The organism is Microvirga sp. BSC39 (assembly GCF_000739015.1).
Classification (GTDB): domain Bacteria; phylum Pseudomonadota; class Alphaproteobacteria; order Rhizobiales; family Beijerinckiaceae; genus Microvirga.
The window spans coordinates 14,010-29,907 of record NZ_JPUG01000059.1 but is presented as its reverse complement, the minus strand read 5'-3'; the positions used below and the strand labels follow the sequence as shown (position 1 = coordinate 29,907).

At 58.1% G+C, this 15,898-nt stretch carries 15 protein-coding genes and 1 pseudogene; 6 read left to right on the top strand and 10 right to left on the bottom strand.

Annotated elements, in window-relative coordinates:
• Positions 1-17 precede the first annotated feature (17 nt).
• Positions 18-1,172 (bottom strand): plasmid replication protein RepC, encoded by a 1,155-nt coding sequence (repC, locus tag MA07_RS09730; RefSeq protein WP_036349990.1) that lies wholly within the window; start codon positions 1,170-1,172, stop codon positions 18-20.
• Between the two features lie 175 nt (positions 1,173-1,347).
• Positions 1,348-1,488 carry a ribbon-helix-helix domain-containing protein gene (locus MA07_RS30460; RefSeq protein WP_200879350.1) on the bottom strand — a complete coding sequence of 47 codons (141 nt, stop codon included), beginning with the start codon at positions 1,486-1,488 and terminating at the stop codon, positions 1,348-1,350.
• A gap of 790 nt (positions 1,489-2,278) precedes the next feature.
• Between MA07_RS30460 and MA07_RS09720 the strand changes: the two genes are divergently transcribed.
• Positions 2,279-2,677, top strand: coding sequence for a hypothetical protein (locus tag MA07_RS09720; protein ID WP_036349988.1), 399 nt, complete (start codon positions 2,279-2,281; stop codon positions 2,675-2,677).
• Positions 2,678-2,763: 86 nt separating this feature from the next.
• On the opposite strand, the gene MA07_RS09715 is transcribed toward MA07_RS09720, so the two are convergent.
• The 3 genes and pseudogenes from MA07_RS09715 to MA07_RS30445 form a co-directional block, all read right to left on the bottom strand.
• The gene (locus MA07_RS09715) at positions 2,764-3,147 is read right to left on the bottom strand and encodes a hypothetical protein (RefSeq protein ID WP_036349986.1); all 384 of its coding nucleotides are present in this window, start codon (positions 3,145-3,147) and stop codon (positions 2,764-2,766) included.
• A gap of 628 nt (positions 3,148-3,775) precedes the next feature.
• Positions 3,776-4,645: pseudogene (locus MA07_RS30800) on the bottom strand (site-specific DNA-methyltransferase).
• 99 nt (positions 4,646-4,744) lie between these two features.
• The gene (locus MA07_RS30445; RefSeq protein ID WP_036349984.1) at positions 4,745-4,963 is read right to left on the bottom strand and encodes a winged helix-turn-helix domain-containing protein; all 219 of its coding nucleotides are present in this window, start codon (positions 4,961-4,963) and stop codon (positions 4,745-4,747) included.
• A 415-nt stretch (positions 4,964-5,378) separates the two neighbouring features.
• Here MA07_RS30445 and MA07_RS09700 point away from each other — a divergent pair, with 415 nt between their 5' ends.
• Positions 5,379-5,801 carry a hypothetical protein gene (locus MA07_RS09700; RefSeq protein WP_152568809.1) on the top strand — a complete coding sequence of 141 codons (423 nt, stop codon included), beginning with the start codon at positions 5,379-5,381 and terminating at the stop codon, positions 5,799-5,801.
• Between the two features lie 311 nt (positions 5,802-6,112).
• Here the strand turns inward: MA07_RS09700 and MA07_RS09695 are convergent, their stop codons facing one another.
• Entirely contained in the window at positions 6,113-6,367 is a 255-nt protein-coding gene (locus MA07_RS09695; protein WP_152568808.1) for a hypothetical protein, read from the bottom strand.
• A 459-nt stretch (positions 6,368-6,826) separates the two neighbouring features.
• Between MA07_RS09695 and MA07_RS30085 the strand changes: the two genes are divergently transcribed.
• The 3 genes from MA07_RS30085 to MA07_RS09685 all read left to right on the top strand — a co-directional run bounded on the left by MA07_RS30085 (position 6,827) and on the right by MA07_RS09685 (position 8,156).
• The gene (locus tag MA07_RS30085; protein ID WP_160195414.1) at positions 6,827-6,970 is read left to right on the top strand and encodes a hypothetical protein; all 144 of its coding nucleotides are present in this window, start codon (positions 6,827-6,829) and stop codon (positions 6,968-6,970) included.
• Between the two features lie 112 nt (positions 6,971-7,082).
• Positions 7,083-7,559 (top strand): acetyltransferase, encoded by a 477-nt coding sequence (locus MA07_RS28815; protein WP_244445215.1) that lies wholly within the window; start codon positions 7,083-7,085, stop codon positions 7,557-7,559.
• Between the two features lie 141 nt (positions 7,560-7,700).
• On the top strand, positions 7,701-8,156 hold the full coding sequence (locus MA07_RS09685; protein ID WP_036349977.1) for a nuclear transport factor 2 family protein: 456 nt from the start codon (positions 7,701-7,703) through the stop codon (positions 8,154-8,156).
• Between the two features lie 181 nt (positions 8,157-8,337).
• On the opposite strand, the gene MA07_RS09680 is transcribed toward MA07_RS09685, so the two are convergent.
• From MA07_RS09680 to MA07_RS27690, 4 genes are all read right to left on the bottom strand, one after another.
• Positions 8,338-8,814 (bottom strand): YiiD C-terminal domain-containing protein, encoded by a 477-nt coding sequence (locus tag MA07_RS09680; protein ID WP_036349975.1) that lies wholly within the window; start codon positions 8,812-8,814, stop codon positions 8,338-8,340.
• A 463-nt stretch (positions 8,815-9,277) separates the two neighbouring features.
• Positions 9,278-9,499: a hypothetical protein gene (locus MA07_RS09675; RefSeq protein WP_036349973.1), complete on the bottom strand. Its 222-nt coding sequence runs from the start codon at positions 9,497-9,499 to the stop codon at positions 9,278-9,280.
• Between the two features lie 108 nt (positions 9,500-9,607).
• Positions 9,608-11,305 carry a HAMP domain-containing methyl-accepting chemotaxis protein gene (locus MA07_RS09670; RefSeq protein ID WP_036349971.1) on the bottom strand — a complete coding sequence of 566 codons (1,698 nt, stop codon included), beginning with the start codon at positions 11,303-11,305 and terminating at the stop codon, positions 9,608-9,610.
• A gap of 246 nt (positions 11,306-11,551) precedes the next feature.
• Positions 11,552-13,228, bottom strand: coding sequence for a cache domain-containing protein (locus tag MA07_RS27690; RefSeq protein ID WP_152568807.1), 1,677 nt, complete (start codon positions 13,226-13,228; stop codon positions 11,552-11,554).
• A gap of 333 nt (positions 13,229-13,561) precedes the next feature.
• On the opposite strand from MA07_RS27690, the gene MA07_RS09660 reads away from it, so the two are divergent.
• Entirely contained in the window at positions 13,562-15,895 is a 2,334-nt protein-coding gene (locus MA07_RS09660; protein ID WP_052003012.1) for a bifunctional diguanylate cyclase/phosphodiesterase, read from the top strand.
• Positions 15,896-15,898: the final 3 nt, after the last annotated feature.

The window sequence follows — 15,898 nt, the reverse complement described above, 5'->3', positions numbered from 1 at the left end:
CGGAGATTGCGCCGAGATTACGACATGCGCCGCCTCCTCATGGCGAGAAGTTCGACCCCGAGGTCGATTTTGCCGGATTTCACCATCCGGATGAGGGCGCGGAAGTACCCGCCCGGGTTCTTGATCCGACTCTCGCCGCCATTCTTGGCAAGATCGTCCTCATACAGCTGCAGGGTGTAGAGCACAGCAATAGCAGCTCTGACTGTGCCAAGGCCCTCCACGGCCTCTGCCCAGGCGCTTTCGTTGGCGCCAAGGGACGCGCGGAGGTAGCGACCAGCGGCAACGATGTCCGCTAGATCCCGCACCGGTTGGCCGTAATTGCTGACGGTGGGGCAAGCCTCAAGGATCAATTCCGGTGATAGGTGCTCCGGCATTTGTTCGCTATGACGAACCGCCTCAGCTTTCTTCGGAAAGCCCTTGTTACAAGACTCACTAGGGGATCCGTTGTTGTTATTATTGTGCCGGAACGAGGTTCCGCCATTGCCCGCATCTAGAAAAGCTTGTTCAGCTCGACTTCTCAACAGGCTCCACTCGCCGAGCAGATCCGGAGGAAGAGAGGTTTTCGACCGAACTGGGGTCTTGGCTTTCAGGGCCTTGAGATCATCCTCCAGAGTGGAGCGGTCGATGTCTGGAGAGTGCTCGGCAAGGGCAGTGAGGGCCTCTTCCGTTGCACGCCGGCAGATGGTGACTTCATCAAAGGCCTGCTTCTGAGCCTGGCGCAGTTGCTTCTGCTCGATCAACAGCCTGGCCCATTCCCCTCTCCGGGCGTAGACGGGTGTCAGGTCAAAGCCAAAGGCATCGATGATCTCACCGGCTAAGTCCTTGAGGGCATAGCGTTTCCCGTTCGGGGAGTCCTTGGGAACGATCAGCCCAAGATCCACGAGCTTGCGGATCGACTTCCTAATGGCGCGATCTGTCAGCGCCGTCCGGCCGACCAAGTAGTCATTGGATGGCCACACCAGCAACCGTTCCCACTCCTGCTCGCCCCAGCAGGCCACGAGCTCGGCCAGCACCACTCGAGGTGTGGTAGGCAGGTTCAAGGCTTTTGACGCGTCCCGGGCTGCAGCCGATAGTTCTTTTCGTGTCACCGTGCGCCCGGTTTCGAGCGCGAGTTCTCTCGCGACCAAAGCAGCATGTCTCAGCCGCCGGCCTCCTGACGATGCGAGTTGCATCGTACCCTCCTATGTGAGGGCAAAGCGGGAGCGTTCACCGTAACCGATGCTCTTGACATTCAGCTTGTCGGGATGGCATAAGGAGGTTGTCACACCAATCTTTACGCCGCCCCTCGCGGGTAGCTCCAAAGGCCCTCGAAGTTTCCAGCTTCGTGGGCCTTTTGCTTTGCCTGGTTTACGTCACGACATTTCGCTCCTTTTGGGCAAAAGTGGCCTCGAGGGCATGGGTGATGGCTTCCTGACGGGACTTGAAGCGGCCGCTTTCGACGGCTTGGTCGATTGCAGCCCCGAGAAGTCCTGGGATCCAGACGTTCATCTCCCGATCTCCCCGTTCCCGGCGAGACTTACGAAAGCGTTGAACGCGCTCGATCTGCTTAGCATCAGGCATGGCATCCACCCGTTACACTCGTGCCATATCGAGAGATGCCCGATTCCAACTACGCTGTGGAGTCGGCTAGCAAGAATCCATTCACAATAGATCGATTCAGCAGTGGGAAACTTCTTTGAAATGACTCACTTAGCCAAAAAGGCTGAGTCAATTCGCATGTAAAAGCCCGGTTCCGGGTGATTCTCAGTTACGCACCTGATTCGTTGTTGCCTAGTATTCGGTCTGAAGTTGGATTCGCTATCCGGCATTATGATTCGGGAACGGGGGCAAGGGTGTGGTTAATGACTCTTAACGGAACCACGAACAGGCTTGGATATTTAAACTAGATTCTAGGCTGCCGTGAGCAGGTCCGTCTTTGTCGGACGAGGCAGCCCTTCGCCCATGCGCCGACGGATCTCCTGGCGCTTGGAGTGGGTTCCGCACGGGAACACATAGGCATGGTTCCCATTATGGCGCATCTTGCGGAATGCACCTTCCTGTAGGGCTCGACGGATGTAGTCGGCCTCTTTCTCACCAGTCGCAATGGCCGGAGCTCCATGCACCCTGAAAAAGGCATAGGAGGCGTAGGCGACGCCCTTTTCCTGTTCCGGAGCTTGGATAAAGCCCGCGGCGGGACAATGGAGCCATCCTGGGTGAGCCAGTGTGTGCGAGGCTTCCCGCGGCCGAGATAGGAACTAGCCCCTCCATAGGCTTGATAAATCCGTCCTACGTGCCCGACATGGATCAGATCGCCGGCAGCGTTTGTCCGTGGCACGGGATCACTGTAGGACAGGCGCAGATCGTAGTAGGGCCTCCGATCAGGGCGCTGATTATCCTTTGCCAGCATCGCCAAAGCCCGTTTGAGGAGCCAGGTCTCTCCGTTTCCGCCAACGTGGTCTCTCAATACGAACCGACCAAGCTCGCAGAATTTCGCCTCGATGGGCGCACCATAGGCAGCGGCTGCCTTTGGCTGAATCGGGACAGAGAAGACGGCCACCCCGACAAGTTCTTCCTGGAATGGGGCAATGCGTTTGAACATGCCATAGGCCGCAACAGCGGCCGGATAGGGTCCCGAGTAGTGGTGCCTGACAACGAAGTTACGTGCGATCGCATTCCCAATCGGCGCAACGGAAAATAGGCTGGGGTCGATTGGCTCCTGTGAGGGGCGGTAAGATGCGCGACGGCTGTTCCACCGAATCGACAGATCGAAAAGCGAGAGCTGGGTCATCGAAAGCCTGAGAAACGAATCAAAAAGCAGGTTGGGACGGGCCGTGGATTACCGAGCCCGAGTCGGCAATGGCAGAGTTCGGGCGGTCCGGATCGCGGCATCTGGAATGGGCGCTGTGTATCGGATCTGACCGGCCACGTTGAGAACCGCGAATTAGGGGATTTCGCCGGCATCCCACTGAGCTTGGGTAAACCCTGCGCGAGGATGTCGTCGGCCATCGTGCGAGCATCCTGGTCCAGATCTGGCAAAACGTGAGCCTCATCGATGGCCGATCCGTTGATCTCCAGAATGACCCGGTCGACCGGCCAGTCCTCGCCTCGAGTGCATTCGGCATAGTTGAGGGCAATGCCGATTTCATCCGTGAGGAAGACAGCCGCCATATCCCTGCCGGACAGGGTACAGGGCTTTAATCCCAAGCCTTTGATCTGGCCTTAAACAGCCGGATCCCAGATGCCGTGATTGCTGGTGGCCTGAGGATCATACCGATAAAGTGGGTTAGCATGGTAGAACCGAGGCGGCAAGCGCCCAGGCTCCCAGCTGGTGAGCGGATCACTCGTTAATGAGATCGACACTGTCTCAGCCATGGGAATGTGAAGGCAGGGGAACAATCTAGCCGTGCGAGAACGGCGGATGATCTGCTGGGCCGCTCGTAGTGGGAGGCCGCAACCGCAGGCCTGGAAACGGAAGACCCCGCATAGCAGGGCAACAGCTATGCGGGGTTTCCTGGGGGCGAAGGATCTGCGTTCGAAGATCCTTTCAGGTGCGATGGGTAGGCGTCAGAGCTTAAGAAGCGGCTATCACCTGTTGGCACGATACGCACTTGGGTCCGGGACATCGATCAGAAGGGTGAACCCCAGAGAGCGAACCGTCCGGCTGAAACCGAAAGCCCCGCGCAGCAAGGAAACAACTGCACGGGGCCAACTTCACGGGAGGAGAGATCGACTGAGCCTCGACCTCGCAACCAGAGTGGCCCAACCATGACTAACAGCGAATTAACACGGCTTCAGGTCACGCAGCCTTTGCGCTCGGGAATCTAAGCTGACCACCTCGGACGTATTCGAGCATGCACTCCGAGGCGACCCAGCGGCGATCGAGCGCCTCGGCTACAGCGGCTGTCGTAAGTGATCCGCCGAAGGGCTCGAACACAAGATCCTTCAGCCGGGTCTGAAATTTGATAAACGTTTCTGGAAGGGCGGCAGGGAACCGGACTGGGTGAACCGGAAGTCCGGCAGCCTTTACGTTTCGGATGTAGTCAGAGTTGCTCTCGGTGTTGGCCGCAACGATCAAGTTGCCCGAGATCGCCCCACCATTGCCGTTACCGAATGCACCGGCGGCCATCGTGTAGCCTGACGGACGGCTTGCGGCCTCCTGCCCTCCTCTCTTCAGCACTGCCTTCATGCTGTCGGAATACGGGACAAGAATCTGACGGTTGTCGGCATAAGGATTGTCTGAGGCTGAGAGCCAGAACACGTTTTCGAGCGAGGGCTTTACCCGAACCCGCCGTACTGTGACCCACTCGGCGGGCGCCGGGAGCTTCGATGGTGACTACCATGCAAAGCGCTGGCATAGTTTCAAACCGAGCTCGTCCTCAAACCTGATGAGCAACCGCTCCTGGTAGAGCGACAGCGTGGGCTCGCCCCGTCGCCAGGCGTCACCCAGGTTGAGGACCACAGAAGAATCGCTGGCGAGCTTCGGCATCCATGTTTCCGCCAGACGCACCATCCAGTCCAGGTATTCCCGTTCATCGAGATTCCCGTACTCCTTCTTCCTGAGAAGCGGGTATGGCGGGCTGCTGAAGATGAGTGAGATGCTTTTATCGTCCAAGAGGCCGACGGCATCCTCGCAATGCCCCCACAGGGCGGCTCCCTTGTCGGTCATGAAGATCGTGACAACGAGACCGGGTGTTGCTTTTGTGAGCGCGGAGCTTCCTTTGTCGGTGAGTGCCCATAGGCCCGACTCCGCCGGTCTTAAGAAGCCCTAGAGTTTCGCCCGCTGCTGCGCCCAGCGCACTTCGCGCTCAAAGGCGTTGTAGGAATGACCGGAGATAGTGATGCGGGCTGCTCGTTCTTCAGCCGCCAGGTTGATCTTTTCAGCCACGAGGTCATAGACGTCTCGGGCTTTGGCTGCCCCGCCCCTTTCCTCGATCGCATCGAGCAGCGGAAGGATGAGCTGCGATTGGCTGATCTTCTTTTTCATGGGGTTTGACCTCGTTCGATCCACTCCAGAAAGGTCGCTCCGATAGATTGATGCTTAGTCCAAGCCAAGCCGTCGCGCGGGTTCAGGACAGCCTTGGGAAAGCTAGGCGAGATAAGTACGAACTTTGTTGTTTCTGTCAGAACTTTATTGTTTCTGCCTAAACCTTGATGCTCACAAGCATCAAGAACAGACTAGGAGCAACTTCATCGCGGCAGGCATATAGTGTCGCAACCCTGAGCTTAACCACAATTATTCCTTGCCTATGAAGCTTCGTCGATTCATTTCGGGGACGTTAGTTCGGCGTCTGATTCCGAAGGCAAAAACAATAATGAACAGACCATGGTTGGGGCGTGACGACTGCCCAGTCGTCGCGGACGATATTGCTCGGGCCCGTTCGACTTTGCTCTCTCTGAGAGTGAAGATCGACTCAAAGGGTCATGACAAAGTTTATGGGTATGGCCAAGCGCTTCGGCATGTAGCGAGCCTGATTTCCAGCGCCTTCGATGTGCTGGAAGCCGATGCACTCAATGCACGCGGAATGACCGTAGACGAGATGGATCTCATCTATCGGGATCTATTTAGTAGCGCGCGCCGGTGCCGTACGTTCCTTCAGCCGAGAACGCAGGCATTCGAGATGGCCGATAACCTGGTAACGGCTTGCTCGATCTTGAAGAACCTCTACCGGATGCGCTTTCACGAGAAGAAGGCGTCAGGATCCCAGCAGATTGCAGCGGGCGACTTGGCAGAGCGTTTTATCACCTTATCCCAGGCTCTTTGTGAACAAGGTGCTACGGTTGCGGCTGTTGAATGGGCAGCAGAGGAGCGCCTGGCGGCTTGATGGAGCGCCGAGCAGTTTCCGCTCCGATGCTTTGACGGGCCAGAAAACATAGGCTGAACTCGCCCTAACGGCGTCACCTTTGCCGATGCGAAGCACGCCAATCGCCTCGCGAAGTCCCTCCGCAAATCTTTGGCCTCGCAGGGTACGGACCTGAAGCTGCCGGCCTGCCAGGATTTGCTAGCCGTATCCCTTGGACATGCGCTGCCCTGCCATACTATCATTTGGAGGAGCGCTCATTGGTTCCTGGCTTGAAGCCGTTTCGAGCAAACCCGCGAGCGAACTGGCCGGTTAAGCCGTTAGAAACGGCACATTCAGGCTGCTTGCAGAAGTGGACGTTCGCGCTTGGACTGCTCACCTAGAACAGCAGCCTGTATCGGAATCTGTTCCGACTTCACCTCTTCGGTAATGATCATGATGTCAGTAATGCCTTGCACCACAGTAATCCTGCCGAGTTCTGGATGACGGCCGCTAATAATGTGAAATATGCCAGCATAAGTGCTGGTCGTGACAGTCAATCGATCAAGAATGCTGCCGAGTTCATACAGAGTAATTGAAGTCGTACGCATAATGGCCAGATCGCAAAGAAGATCGCTGTTTTATGAAACGGGTTTCAGTCAACGAAATATTTACGATCGAGAAATCACACGCCAAAATTCGAAACAATAAGTAGTACCCGCAATCGTGTGCGCTCACAGCGGGAGTGTTGCGAAATAGAGACAAACATCGCGACTGGATAGCAGCGTAAAGCTTGGCCATAATGGCTTGCTTTACTGATTGATTGGATCGACTATTTCAAAGCAAATGGGACATCTCGAACGATATGAGACAACCGCTGTGCCGCTCCACCGTAGGTCGCAGCCATCCAGGTTCATAGAGGGCTTACCGGAAACTACGCTGCCCCTAACACCTACTCGTCCGAGAACGAGGGGCGAAATGGCGGTATGGTAACCGCCAAGCAAGGCTTGCGGAAATCCAATGATCGAGCTTGCCCCCTGCCATGCCCCCTCGGCAGCGGAACCTCCGGCATGACCAGCCGCTTCAACATCGGGGGAACGTATCACGCCTATTACGTGTGCATCGGCTGCGAAGACGATGCCGAAGGCCCCGTTGTTGGTGCCAGCACGGACGAGGAGGCCTACAGGGCAGCCCTCCAAGCTTGGAACGAGTGAGTCATCAATCCAACACAGTTATAGGCCGACCTTTTGAGTAATCCGCAAGCACAGGACATCCAGTAAGCGGCTTATCGGAAGATTGAGCTACCCATTAGGCCGGATTTCCCACTTGAACGATAATGATTTTATACCTACCAACCTGCTGATGCTTACAGTTCGCCAATCCCGCTCCAGCGACCTCGAAACTTTGTTCAACATCTGGCTCGCAGCAGTCCGAGCCACCCATTCCTTCCTGAGTGAGGCCGATGTTGAATTATATGCCAACGTGGTCCGCAGTGATTACCTACCCCACGCTGAGCTCTGGGTTGCGGTCGACGTATTGGATGCTCCTGTAGCCTTTATGGGCATGACAGGAGCCATGATCGACGCGCTGTTTGTCGCTCCAGAGCAGCATGGGAAAGGAGTGGGCCGCCTACTTGTTCAACATGCCCGGGAAAGAGAAGGCGTTCTCACGGTCGATGTTAATGAACAAAATGAAGGAGCGCGGGCTTTTTACAGAAGGCTTGGCTTTCAGGAGACAGGTCGATCCGAGCTCGATGGGAGTGGTCGCCCATTCCCCGTTGTCCATATGAAGATAGCCAAATAGCAGCTGCATGGGCATTCCGCGCAATTTGCGGACAGACACCGTACATTACCTCCGGGGTAATCGATTGCTCTTCTCTTTCCTGGCACAACCGGGTCTAGCGACTAACCCCTGCCGGGATGCGGCAGCAGCGAGGAGAGCACCATGACCGTCAAGACTGCCACGACAGAGAGTTCAGCTATCGCCGCAAGCTCCAACTCCGAGACCACCCGGGCCGTCGTGCAGGAGTTCCTTGCCGCCCGGCTAGCCGGGAACACCGAGCGGCTCGTTGCGCTCTTCGCCGACGAGGTCGACTGGGTGCTCGCCGAGAACCCCGCCGCTCCGTGGATCCGCCCGCGCTCCACCGCCGCCGAATGCGCAGCCCAGTTCACTGAATTGATGGAACACGTTGTGCCCGAGGATGCGCGTGCCTCTGTCGACACCTTCCTCGTCGACGGCACCGACGCTGTCTTGATGGGGCACCTGTCGGGGACCGTGCGCGCGACGGGAAAGTCCTTTGCGGGTCCGTTCGCGCTCCACCTCACCGTCGAGAACGGCCGCATCACTCGGCACCGCCTCTACGAGAACAGCCTGTCGATCGCCGAGGCCTGCACCCCATGAAGGTGCGGGTGGCGGGGCCCCTTGCCCAGCTCCTACTCAGGTCCTGTAAAGGCGCTTATCTGGAAATGATGCGGCAGCTCTACCCTAGCTGTGCCTGAATGCTGGCGGGACCCGGAGCGGCGGCTGGTTTGTGAAATCGGGGACTTAGCCTCCTGTGAAAGCTGTCCCGGAGCAATCGCACTCAGCCCCGTTGAACTTCGTAAGGAGATGTTCTGAGTTGTGCGACAAATCGGCCAGCCAGCTGCGCACAGACAATGTCCTTGCAGATGATCTGCGCCGAAACTTCTGTACGAAAGAGCCGCCTCCGCCGTAGCCCACTTAAGAAGCGTGCCCGTGCTTCGTCGCTAGACCACGATGCTTGGCCTTCAAAATCACTGTCTACCGGATGCAAGTATTCCATGCTGCCGGACTGGATCACGAGCATATCAAGCTCTAGCTCGGCAGACTTGATGGTGGCCTGCACTAGAAGCCAGCAGGAAAGCACCGCCGCCGAATACAAACTGCCGCCAAATCCCGTACCAGAATAATTTATGTTTGGCGTTAGCGGAGCTACGATCCGGACCCCGTCCGCCGAAGCAGCTACGACGCTGACCCCCATCTCCCGTGACAGGGGGATTTCTTGATGCAGTAACTTCTCAAGAGCGGCGAAGGCTGTCATCTTAGGCTTCCTTCATGGCGCAGAGTGAATTGATCGCCTAGGAGCCATCACTCCATGAAGGCGGTTCGGATCATTTGAAAGCAAATGAGACATGGCGAACTATATGAGACAAGCACTGTGCCGCTCTACCGTCGGTCGCGGCGATACGGCGCCCGAACGCCTCAAGAGGCTGGCGTTCCATAGCCCCCGTTCCGCGGAAAACTCTATGGAGTGGCGAGTTCAGCGTGCGGCCCGCTTCGCCTTGTTCGGCTAACCTTCTCGAAATTGCCATGATCACTTCCCAGGGCAAGGCGAAGATTCCTTTGTCCGGAGGTGCTCATGAGCTTCGATGGTCACGAACGGCCGTTCCCCTCGTGGTTCCCGTACTTTTTCGCTGGGCTGATTGTGGCGGGCGGGATTGCCTATTACGCGCTGCACTAGCGCTTGCCGGCGCGGATATCCAAGAGCTGCTGCATGAGAGCCCTTAGAGTCTCGACAGCCTATGGACCGCGCAAGGCACCAATCCCGCTCTCAGGGTTTTGCCGTTCTCATCTTTCTTGCCATTGAAGAACTCCTCGCGCTGGACCTTCGACATTTTCAGAATGGCGCGGGCTTCGCATTCGCGCTGCCATTCCTCCGACCAGGTGTTGACCGGTTGGCCAGTGATTTCGGAGATGGCGGTCGTCTCGCCGGAATAGCTGCTCATGCCTAGTGTTTCACCTCAGAGGATGGACAAAGCGTTGATGAGAACAAAAAAACCGGGCCCTTGGTGGGCCCGGTCCTGCTAGCATATGCAACGCGGCAACTTCCAACCCTATGCAGCCTTCACACCGGACAGGAAGGTTGAGACCTCGCGGCTGAGGTCATTGGAGTGGCGTGAAAGCTCCTGGGCGGCGCCAAGCACCTGCGAAGCCGCAGCGCCTGTCTCCCCTGCCCCGTGCTGCACGTTTACAATGCTGCCGGTCACCTGCTCGGTGCCACGCGCCGCTTCCTGCACATTACGGGCGATCTCCGCGGTCGCAGCGCCCTGCTCTTCCATGGCGGCCGCGATCGAGGTGGAGATCTGGCTCATCTCAGTGATCGTGCGAGCGATCTCCTGGATTGCGAAGACTGTCTGCTGTGTCGCCTGCTGCACGGAGCCGATCTGGGCAGAGATTTCGTCGGTTGCCTTGGCCGTCTGGGTCGCGAGCTCCTTTACTTCAGAGGCAACAACCGCAAAGCCCTTACCGGCTTCACCCGCACGCGCCGCTTCAATTGTGGCGTTCAGTGCCAGCAGGTTAGTCTGCCCTGCAATGGTGTTGATCAGCTGCACCACGTTGCCAATCTTCTCGGCGCTTGCGGCAAGCTCCTGGACCGTATGGCTGGTGCGCTGAGTGCCCTGGACTGCCTTATCTGCCACCTGCGAGGACTGTGCCACCTGAGAGGCTATCTCACGGATGGAGATAGACAGTTCCTCGGTGGCGGCGGCAACCGTCTGAACGTTGGCCGATGTCTGCTGGGCAGCGGAGGAGACGGTCACCGACTGCTGAGTGGTCTGGCCGGCCACCTGGGTCATCGACTGAGCGGTGGCTTCCATTTCCGTCGCGGCGGACGACAGGCCCTGGGTCAGGGACGACACGTTCTGCTCGAAGCGCTTGGTGAGGTTATCCAGCACTTCGGCCCGACGCATCTTGGCCTGGTTCTCAACCTCCTGGTCGGTGGCGAGGCGGCGGGCTTCAACGGCGTTGTCCTTGAACACCTGTAGCGAGCGGGCCAGTTCACCCACCTCGTCCTTGCGGTCTGTGCCGGTAACATCAACGGCAAGATTCCCATTTGCAAGACGGACCATTGCTCCTGTCATGGCGCCCATGGGACGGACGACCGCGAACACAACGATGGAGCCCAGCAGCGCAATGGCAAAGAGGATGCCCACCACGGAGGAGGCCATGAGTGTCATGGCGGTCGACGACGCGAGGGCCTCCGCCTCCTCAGCGGCAACATCAAGGCCCTTCTGATTGGCTTCGATGCGTTCGGTGAGAAGATCGCGAACTTTGCGGCGTGCGTCACGGCCTTCTCCATTGGAGATCTCGAGTGCAAAAGAGTCCTGATCCCTGACGGCGTAACTGACGCTGGCGTCCATCTTAGCGAAGTACTTGCTGATCTCCGTTTTCAGGCTCTCGTTAATGGCACGGCGCTCTGGGGAGCCGGAGAGCGCAATCAGCTCGTCCGCGTGTTGGAGCGCAAGCTTCTTGTACTGCTGGTACGTTGCTTCACCGCTCTTGAGCCGATCAGAAGCCTCGGACGAGACTAGGATCAGGTTCTTTTCCTGGATAGTTGCTTCGTTGACTTCGGCATTGATCTTCAAAATCGTGGTCAGGCGGGCGGTTTCGATGTCAGCCAGTTCCTTGGTGTCGGCCGACATGGCGGACAGGCCGCGCTCAGCCATGATCACCAAACCAATTGTGACGGCCATAAAGACGGCGGCCGGAATAGCGAGTTTTACAATTAGCTTCAAATTATCAAGAAAACGCATTGTCCAACAATGACCTGCCCGCATCGCCGCGGGAGGCGCGCGCCACTTTAGCGCACAGATTACCAGGTGAAGAACCACTTAGCTGACGAAGCTTACGTAATGCTTGATTGGAAGAGCTAAAAACTTTGCTTATATGCGGAAAACTCTTTGCAGCCGATGCAGACAGTTCAGAATCGAAACAACCGGCCTCCGTTATGAGAGGCCGGTCTTCTTCGTGTCGGTTTGCAGGATAAGTTTATCCGGAGATCATGCCGCTTTCACGCCATGTAGGAACGTCCTGACCTCGCGGCTGAGATCGTTGGAGTGGCGTGCTAGCTCCTGAGCGGCTCCCAAAACCTGGGAGGCTGCGGTTTCAGTCTCCCCTGCCCCGTTCTGAACATTCCGAATGCTACCCGTTACCTGCTCTGTGCCGCGGGCGGCTTCCTGGACGCTGCGGGCGATCTCGGCTGTGGCCGAGCCCTGCTGCTCCATCGCGGCCGAGATCGAAGTCGAGATCTGCGACATCTCGGAAATCGTGCGCGCTATCTCCTGGATGGCTTCCACCGTCTGCTGGGTGGCCTGCTGCACCGAACCGATCTGCTGAGAGATCTCCTCGGTCGCTTTGGCAGTCTGGGTAGCCAAGTCCTTCACCTCGGATGCCACGACGGCAAAGCCCTTGCCGGCTTCACCGGCGCGGGCCGCCTCGATGGTGGCGTTGAGGGCCAGTAGGTTCGTCTGACCGGCGATGGTGTTGATCAGCTGAACCACGTTACCGATCTTCTCCGCACTAGCTGCGAGCTCCTGGACCGTTGCGCTCGTGCGCTGGGTGCCGGCCACGGCCTTCTCTGCCACTTGCGAGGATTGGCTCACCTGGGACGCAATTTCACGGATTGAGGCGGACAGCTCTTCCGTCGCAGCCGCGACGGTCTGCACATTGGCCGATGTCTGGTGCGCAGCTGACGAAACGGTTACCGACTGATGGGTCGTCTGGTTCGCCACGGAGGTCATGGTTTGAGCAGTTGCTTCCATCTCGGTCGCTGCCGCTGACAAGCTCTGCGTCAGGGAAGAGACGTTTACCTCAAAGTGCTTGGTGAGCTGGTCGAGAGCCTCAGCGCGCCGGGTCTTGGCGTCAGCCTCAAGAGCAGCTTTTTCGTCTGCAAGCTTCTTGGCGATCATGGCATCCTTGAAGACTTGAACGGAGCCAGCCATCTGGCCAATCTCGTCGCGACGTCCGGTGCTCTCTACCGCCACACTGAGGTCACCGCTGGCTAGGCACCGCATATTAGCGACCAGCTGTTGGATCGGCTTGGAGATGCTCCGGCCGAGACCGAAGGCAATGCCCATCAGGATCAAGGCAGACACACCTACGAATGCGAGGAACACATTCCGGTAGGTGGCGTTGATGGCTGCGAGGTCATCGATATACATGCCCGCTGCCACAACCCATTCCCACTGCGGAACGGATACGGCATACACCGTCTTCGGAGACGGCACGGTCTCGCCGAGCTTCGGCCAGAGGAAGTTCACAAACCCGCCGCCTCTCTTGCCTGCCTCAACCTGCTCGCGGGTTACATAGGTGCCGTTTGCGTCTTTGACGTCCGAGAGGTTCTTGCCTTCGGTCGCCTTGTTGGGGTGCATGATTACGAAGTTGGTATAGTCGAGCACAACGAAGTAGTCGTTCCCGTTAAAGCGCATTGTGCGCAGGGTGTCGGCAGCACGCTTTTTTGCCTCCTCGACCGTCAGTTCACCTTTCTTTGCGCGCTCTTCGTACCCTGCGATCAGGGTGGTGGCGGTCTGGGCAAGGCTCTTCAACTCCGCCTGCTTCCGCTCAAGCAGAATGCTCGAGATCGTGAGTGATCCGTAGATGGACAGCGCGATCAGCGCAAAGATGCCTGCCGCAATGCCTGCGTAAAATCTGCCTGTAACGCCGGAGAACGCTCGCATCAATGGGTTGCGAGTATTAGAAATCGAGTGTGACATTTCCTCTGTGTTGGCCCGCCTGCATCACCGCGGGAAGCGCACGCCCCCTTAGCGTGCATAAATCGGGCCTTTACTCCTTAGAGTGCACACCTTGTCTGGAGCTGTTCTAGAAAACGTAAATTCGGGGAGCCCGGCTTCCCCCCACTGCCCGCTGTCGCAAGGAAATGCATCGTAAAGAACTATATTGCAAAATTCGAACTTGATCAGCACAATTGCGACCTTTGGCTGACTTGATCCATCGGCCAATGCTCAAGCGATACAGCTACCATTGGCGTACCACTCGCCCCAGAAATAGCCATGAACCTCGACCCTCGTACCCTCGCATTCGATTTCATTTTGACTTTGGCAATCCTCGGGGGCCTGCTGTTCTTCTTTTGGACCCGCAATCGGAAGATCAGTGCCCTTGCCTGGTGGAGTGCCACCTTCATCCTGAATGCTATCGGCATCGGAATAGCCAATCTTGTTCCGGGGCTTCCTGTCCATCCAAAGCTGATGCTGGCGAACAGCTTGGTCGCACTTGGCTACGGGGCTCTCTACATCGGAGCTAGGATCTTCAACGAACGGTCGGTTTCCAAACTGGCTCTTGTCGTTGGTCCAGCGCTTTGGATGCTGGCCTATCCAATGTTTCACGACAACATCGCAGCACGGGTCACGGTGATCTCACTGATCACCGGCGGGTATGCGGCCTTGTCTGCTTTGGAGCTCTGGAAGCACGATCCTCACCGTCTGGCTTCTCAGCGTACCGCCGTGGCACTCCTCCTGGTGCTCACCGGCTTTAGTTTGCTTCGCGCATTCGCAGGCTTGCCGATGGGGTCGATGTTCTGGGTCGACGCATTCGTTAGGAGCTGGTCATCGGAGATGGCCCTGTTCCTGACGGTCTACGTTCCCGCGCTCGCCTTTATGTTCTTAGGAATGGCCAAGGAGCGCATCGAGGCTGGATACCGGGAGGTGCAGGAGGCCCTCCGGGAGAGCGAGGAGCATTATCGCTTCTCCGTGGAACTCAGCCCCCAGATCCCCTGGACTTCGGATCTTGACGGCAACCTCCTGCACGTCTCACCGCGTTGGCACAGCCTGACCGGATTGCCGATCGAGCAAACACTGGGATGGAGGTGGATGGCGGCCATTCATCCCGACGATGTGCCGCTCCTTCGGGAAAAGGCGGATCAGTCGCTGAAGACGGGAAAGCCCTATGTGTCGGAGTTCCGGGTGAGGCTCGTTGATGGCACCTACCGCTGGTTTCGCGGGCACGCATCGGCTCGCCTTGGCAAGGACGGAGCAGTCCTGCGCTGGTACGGGATGATCGAGGACATTCATGAGAGGAAGCTCGCCGCGGAAAGGCTGCATTGGGCTGCCTATCACGATGACCTGACCGGCCTGCCGAACCGCCGGTTCTTTTACGAGCAGGTTCAGCGGGCCCTCGACCAGGCAACCAAGGCTCAGACCAAGGTCGGGCTGCTGCTGATGGATTTGGATCACCTCAAGCTGGTCAACGACCGGTTCGGTCATGATGCCGGGGATGCGCTTCTGCGGGAGTTTGCCAAGCGCCTCGCATCGCTGGCCGGTGACAGGTACACGGTTGCGCGCCTGGGTGGCGACGAGTTCGGCTTGCTTCTGCCTGAGGTCGAGCATGAGGACGAGGTCGTTGCAGTAGCGCGGTTCATCCTGAGCCGGATGCAGACCCCGCATCCGGAGGATGACCCAGCCCATGATTGCCGCACTAGCATCGGAATGGTCGTCTCTCAGGGCTTTGCCATGAGAGTTGAGGATCTGCAGAAGCAGGCGGATCTGGCGCTCTACCAGAGCAAATCAGCCGGTCGCGGCACATACATGATGTATGCCCCGACCATGAGCGAGGAAGCCCAAAAGGTGGCGTCCGCTCTGGAGACGGCCGGCAGGCTTCTCTCCTCGGATTGGGTCAAGCCATTCTACCAGCCCAAGATCTCGTTGGGCTCAGAGGAGCCGGTCGGCTTCGAGGCCCTGCTGCGGTGGGAGCATCCGCGGCAGGGCATCCAGTATCCAGGTCCGATCTCGCCGGCCTTCGATGAAACGGAACTCGGCTCGGCGCTTGGCGCCCGCATGCGCTCCCTGATCTTCAAGGACATGCGGCAGTGGCTTGATGCAGGGCTGACCTTCGGCCGAGTGGCGGTCAATGTGTCTGCCGCCGAGTTCCGGCATGGCGACTACGCCGAGCGCGTTTTGTCGGAACTCAATGAGTGGGGTGTCCCAACCTCCTGCCTTGAGGTGGAGGTGACCGAGAGTGTGTTCCTCGACCGCAATGCCGGCAACGTGGAGAAGGCGCTCCAGGTCCTGAGCGCTGCCGGCGTGACCATCGCACTGGATGATTTCGGCACAGGTTATGCCTCTCTCACCCACCTGAAGCGGTTTCCGGTGCACGTGATCAAGATTGATCGCTCGTTTATCAGGGACATCGAGTGGGATGATGGGGACGCTGCCATCGTAAAGGCCTTGCTGGGCCTGGGCCAGAGTCTCCACATCGAAGTTGTGGCCGAAGGGGTTGAGACCGCCGCCCAAATGGAGTTCCTGAAGCGCAATGGCTGCAAGCTGGTGCAGGGGCACTTCTTTGCCCAGGCGCTGCCGGCGAGTGAGGTTCCGCAACTGATGGGCACATAGGCC

What these genes read in the sequence shown, in the direction of transcription:
- repC (WP_036349990.1), bottom strand. Translation starts at nt 1,172, where the DNA reads ATGCAACTCGCATCGTCAGGAGGCCGGCGGCTGAGACATGCTGCTTTG.
- MA07_RS30460 (WP_200879350.1), bottom strand. Translation starts at nt 1,488, where the DNA reads ATGAACGTCTGGATCCCAGGACTTCTCGGGGCTGCAATCGACCAAGCC.
- MA07_RS09720 (WP_036349988.1), top strand. Translation starts at nt 2,279, where the DNA reads ATGGATCAGATCGCCGGCAGCGTTTGTCCGTGGCACGGGATCACTGTA.
- MA07_RS09715 (WP_036349986.1), bottom strand. Translation starts at nt 3,147, where the DNA reads ATGGCGGCTGTCTTCCTCACGGATGAAATCGGCATTGCCCTCAACTAT.
- MA07_RS30445 (WP_036349984.1), bottom strand. Translation starts at nt 4,963, where the DNA reads ATGAAAAAGAAGATCAGCCAATCGCAGCTCATCCTTCCGCTGCTCGAT.
- MA07_RS09695 (WP_152568808.1), bottom strand. Translation starts at nt 6,367, where the DNA reads ATGCGTACGACTTCAATTACTCTGTATGAACTCGGCAGCATTCTTGAT.
- MA07_RS30085 (WP_160195414.1), top strand. Translation starts at nt 6,827, where the DNA reads ATGACCAGCCGCTTCAACATCGGGGGAACGTATCACGCCTATTACGTG.
- MA07_RS09685 (WP_036349977.1), top strand. Translation starts at nt 7,701, where the DNA reads ATGACCGTCAAGACTGCCACGACAGAGAGTTCAGCTATCGCCGCAAGC.
- MA07_RS09680 (WP_036349975.1), bottom strand. Translation starts at nt 8,814, where the DNA reads ATGACAGCCTTCGCCGCTCTTGAGAAGTTACTGCATCAAGAAATCCCC.
- MA07_RS09675 (WP_036349973.1), bottom strand. Translation starts at nt 9,499, where the DNA reads ATGAGCAGCTATTCCGGCGAGACGACCGCCATCTCCGAAATCACTGGC.
- MA07_RS09670 (WP_036349971.1), bottom strand. Translation starts at nt 11,305, where the DNA reads ATGCGTTTTCTTGATAATTTGAAGCTAATTGTAAAACTCGCTATTCCG.
- MA07_RS27690 (WP_152568807.1), bottom strand. Translation starts at nt 13,228, where the DNA reads ATGCGAGCGTTCTCCGGCGTTACAGGCAGATTTTACGCAGGCATTGCG.
- MA07_RS09660 (WP_052003012.1), top strand. Translation starts at nt 13,562, where the DNA reads ATGAACCTCGACCCTCGTACCCTCGCATTCGATTTCATTTTGACTTTG.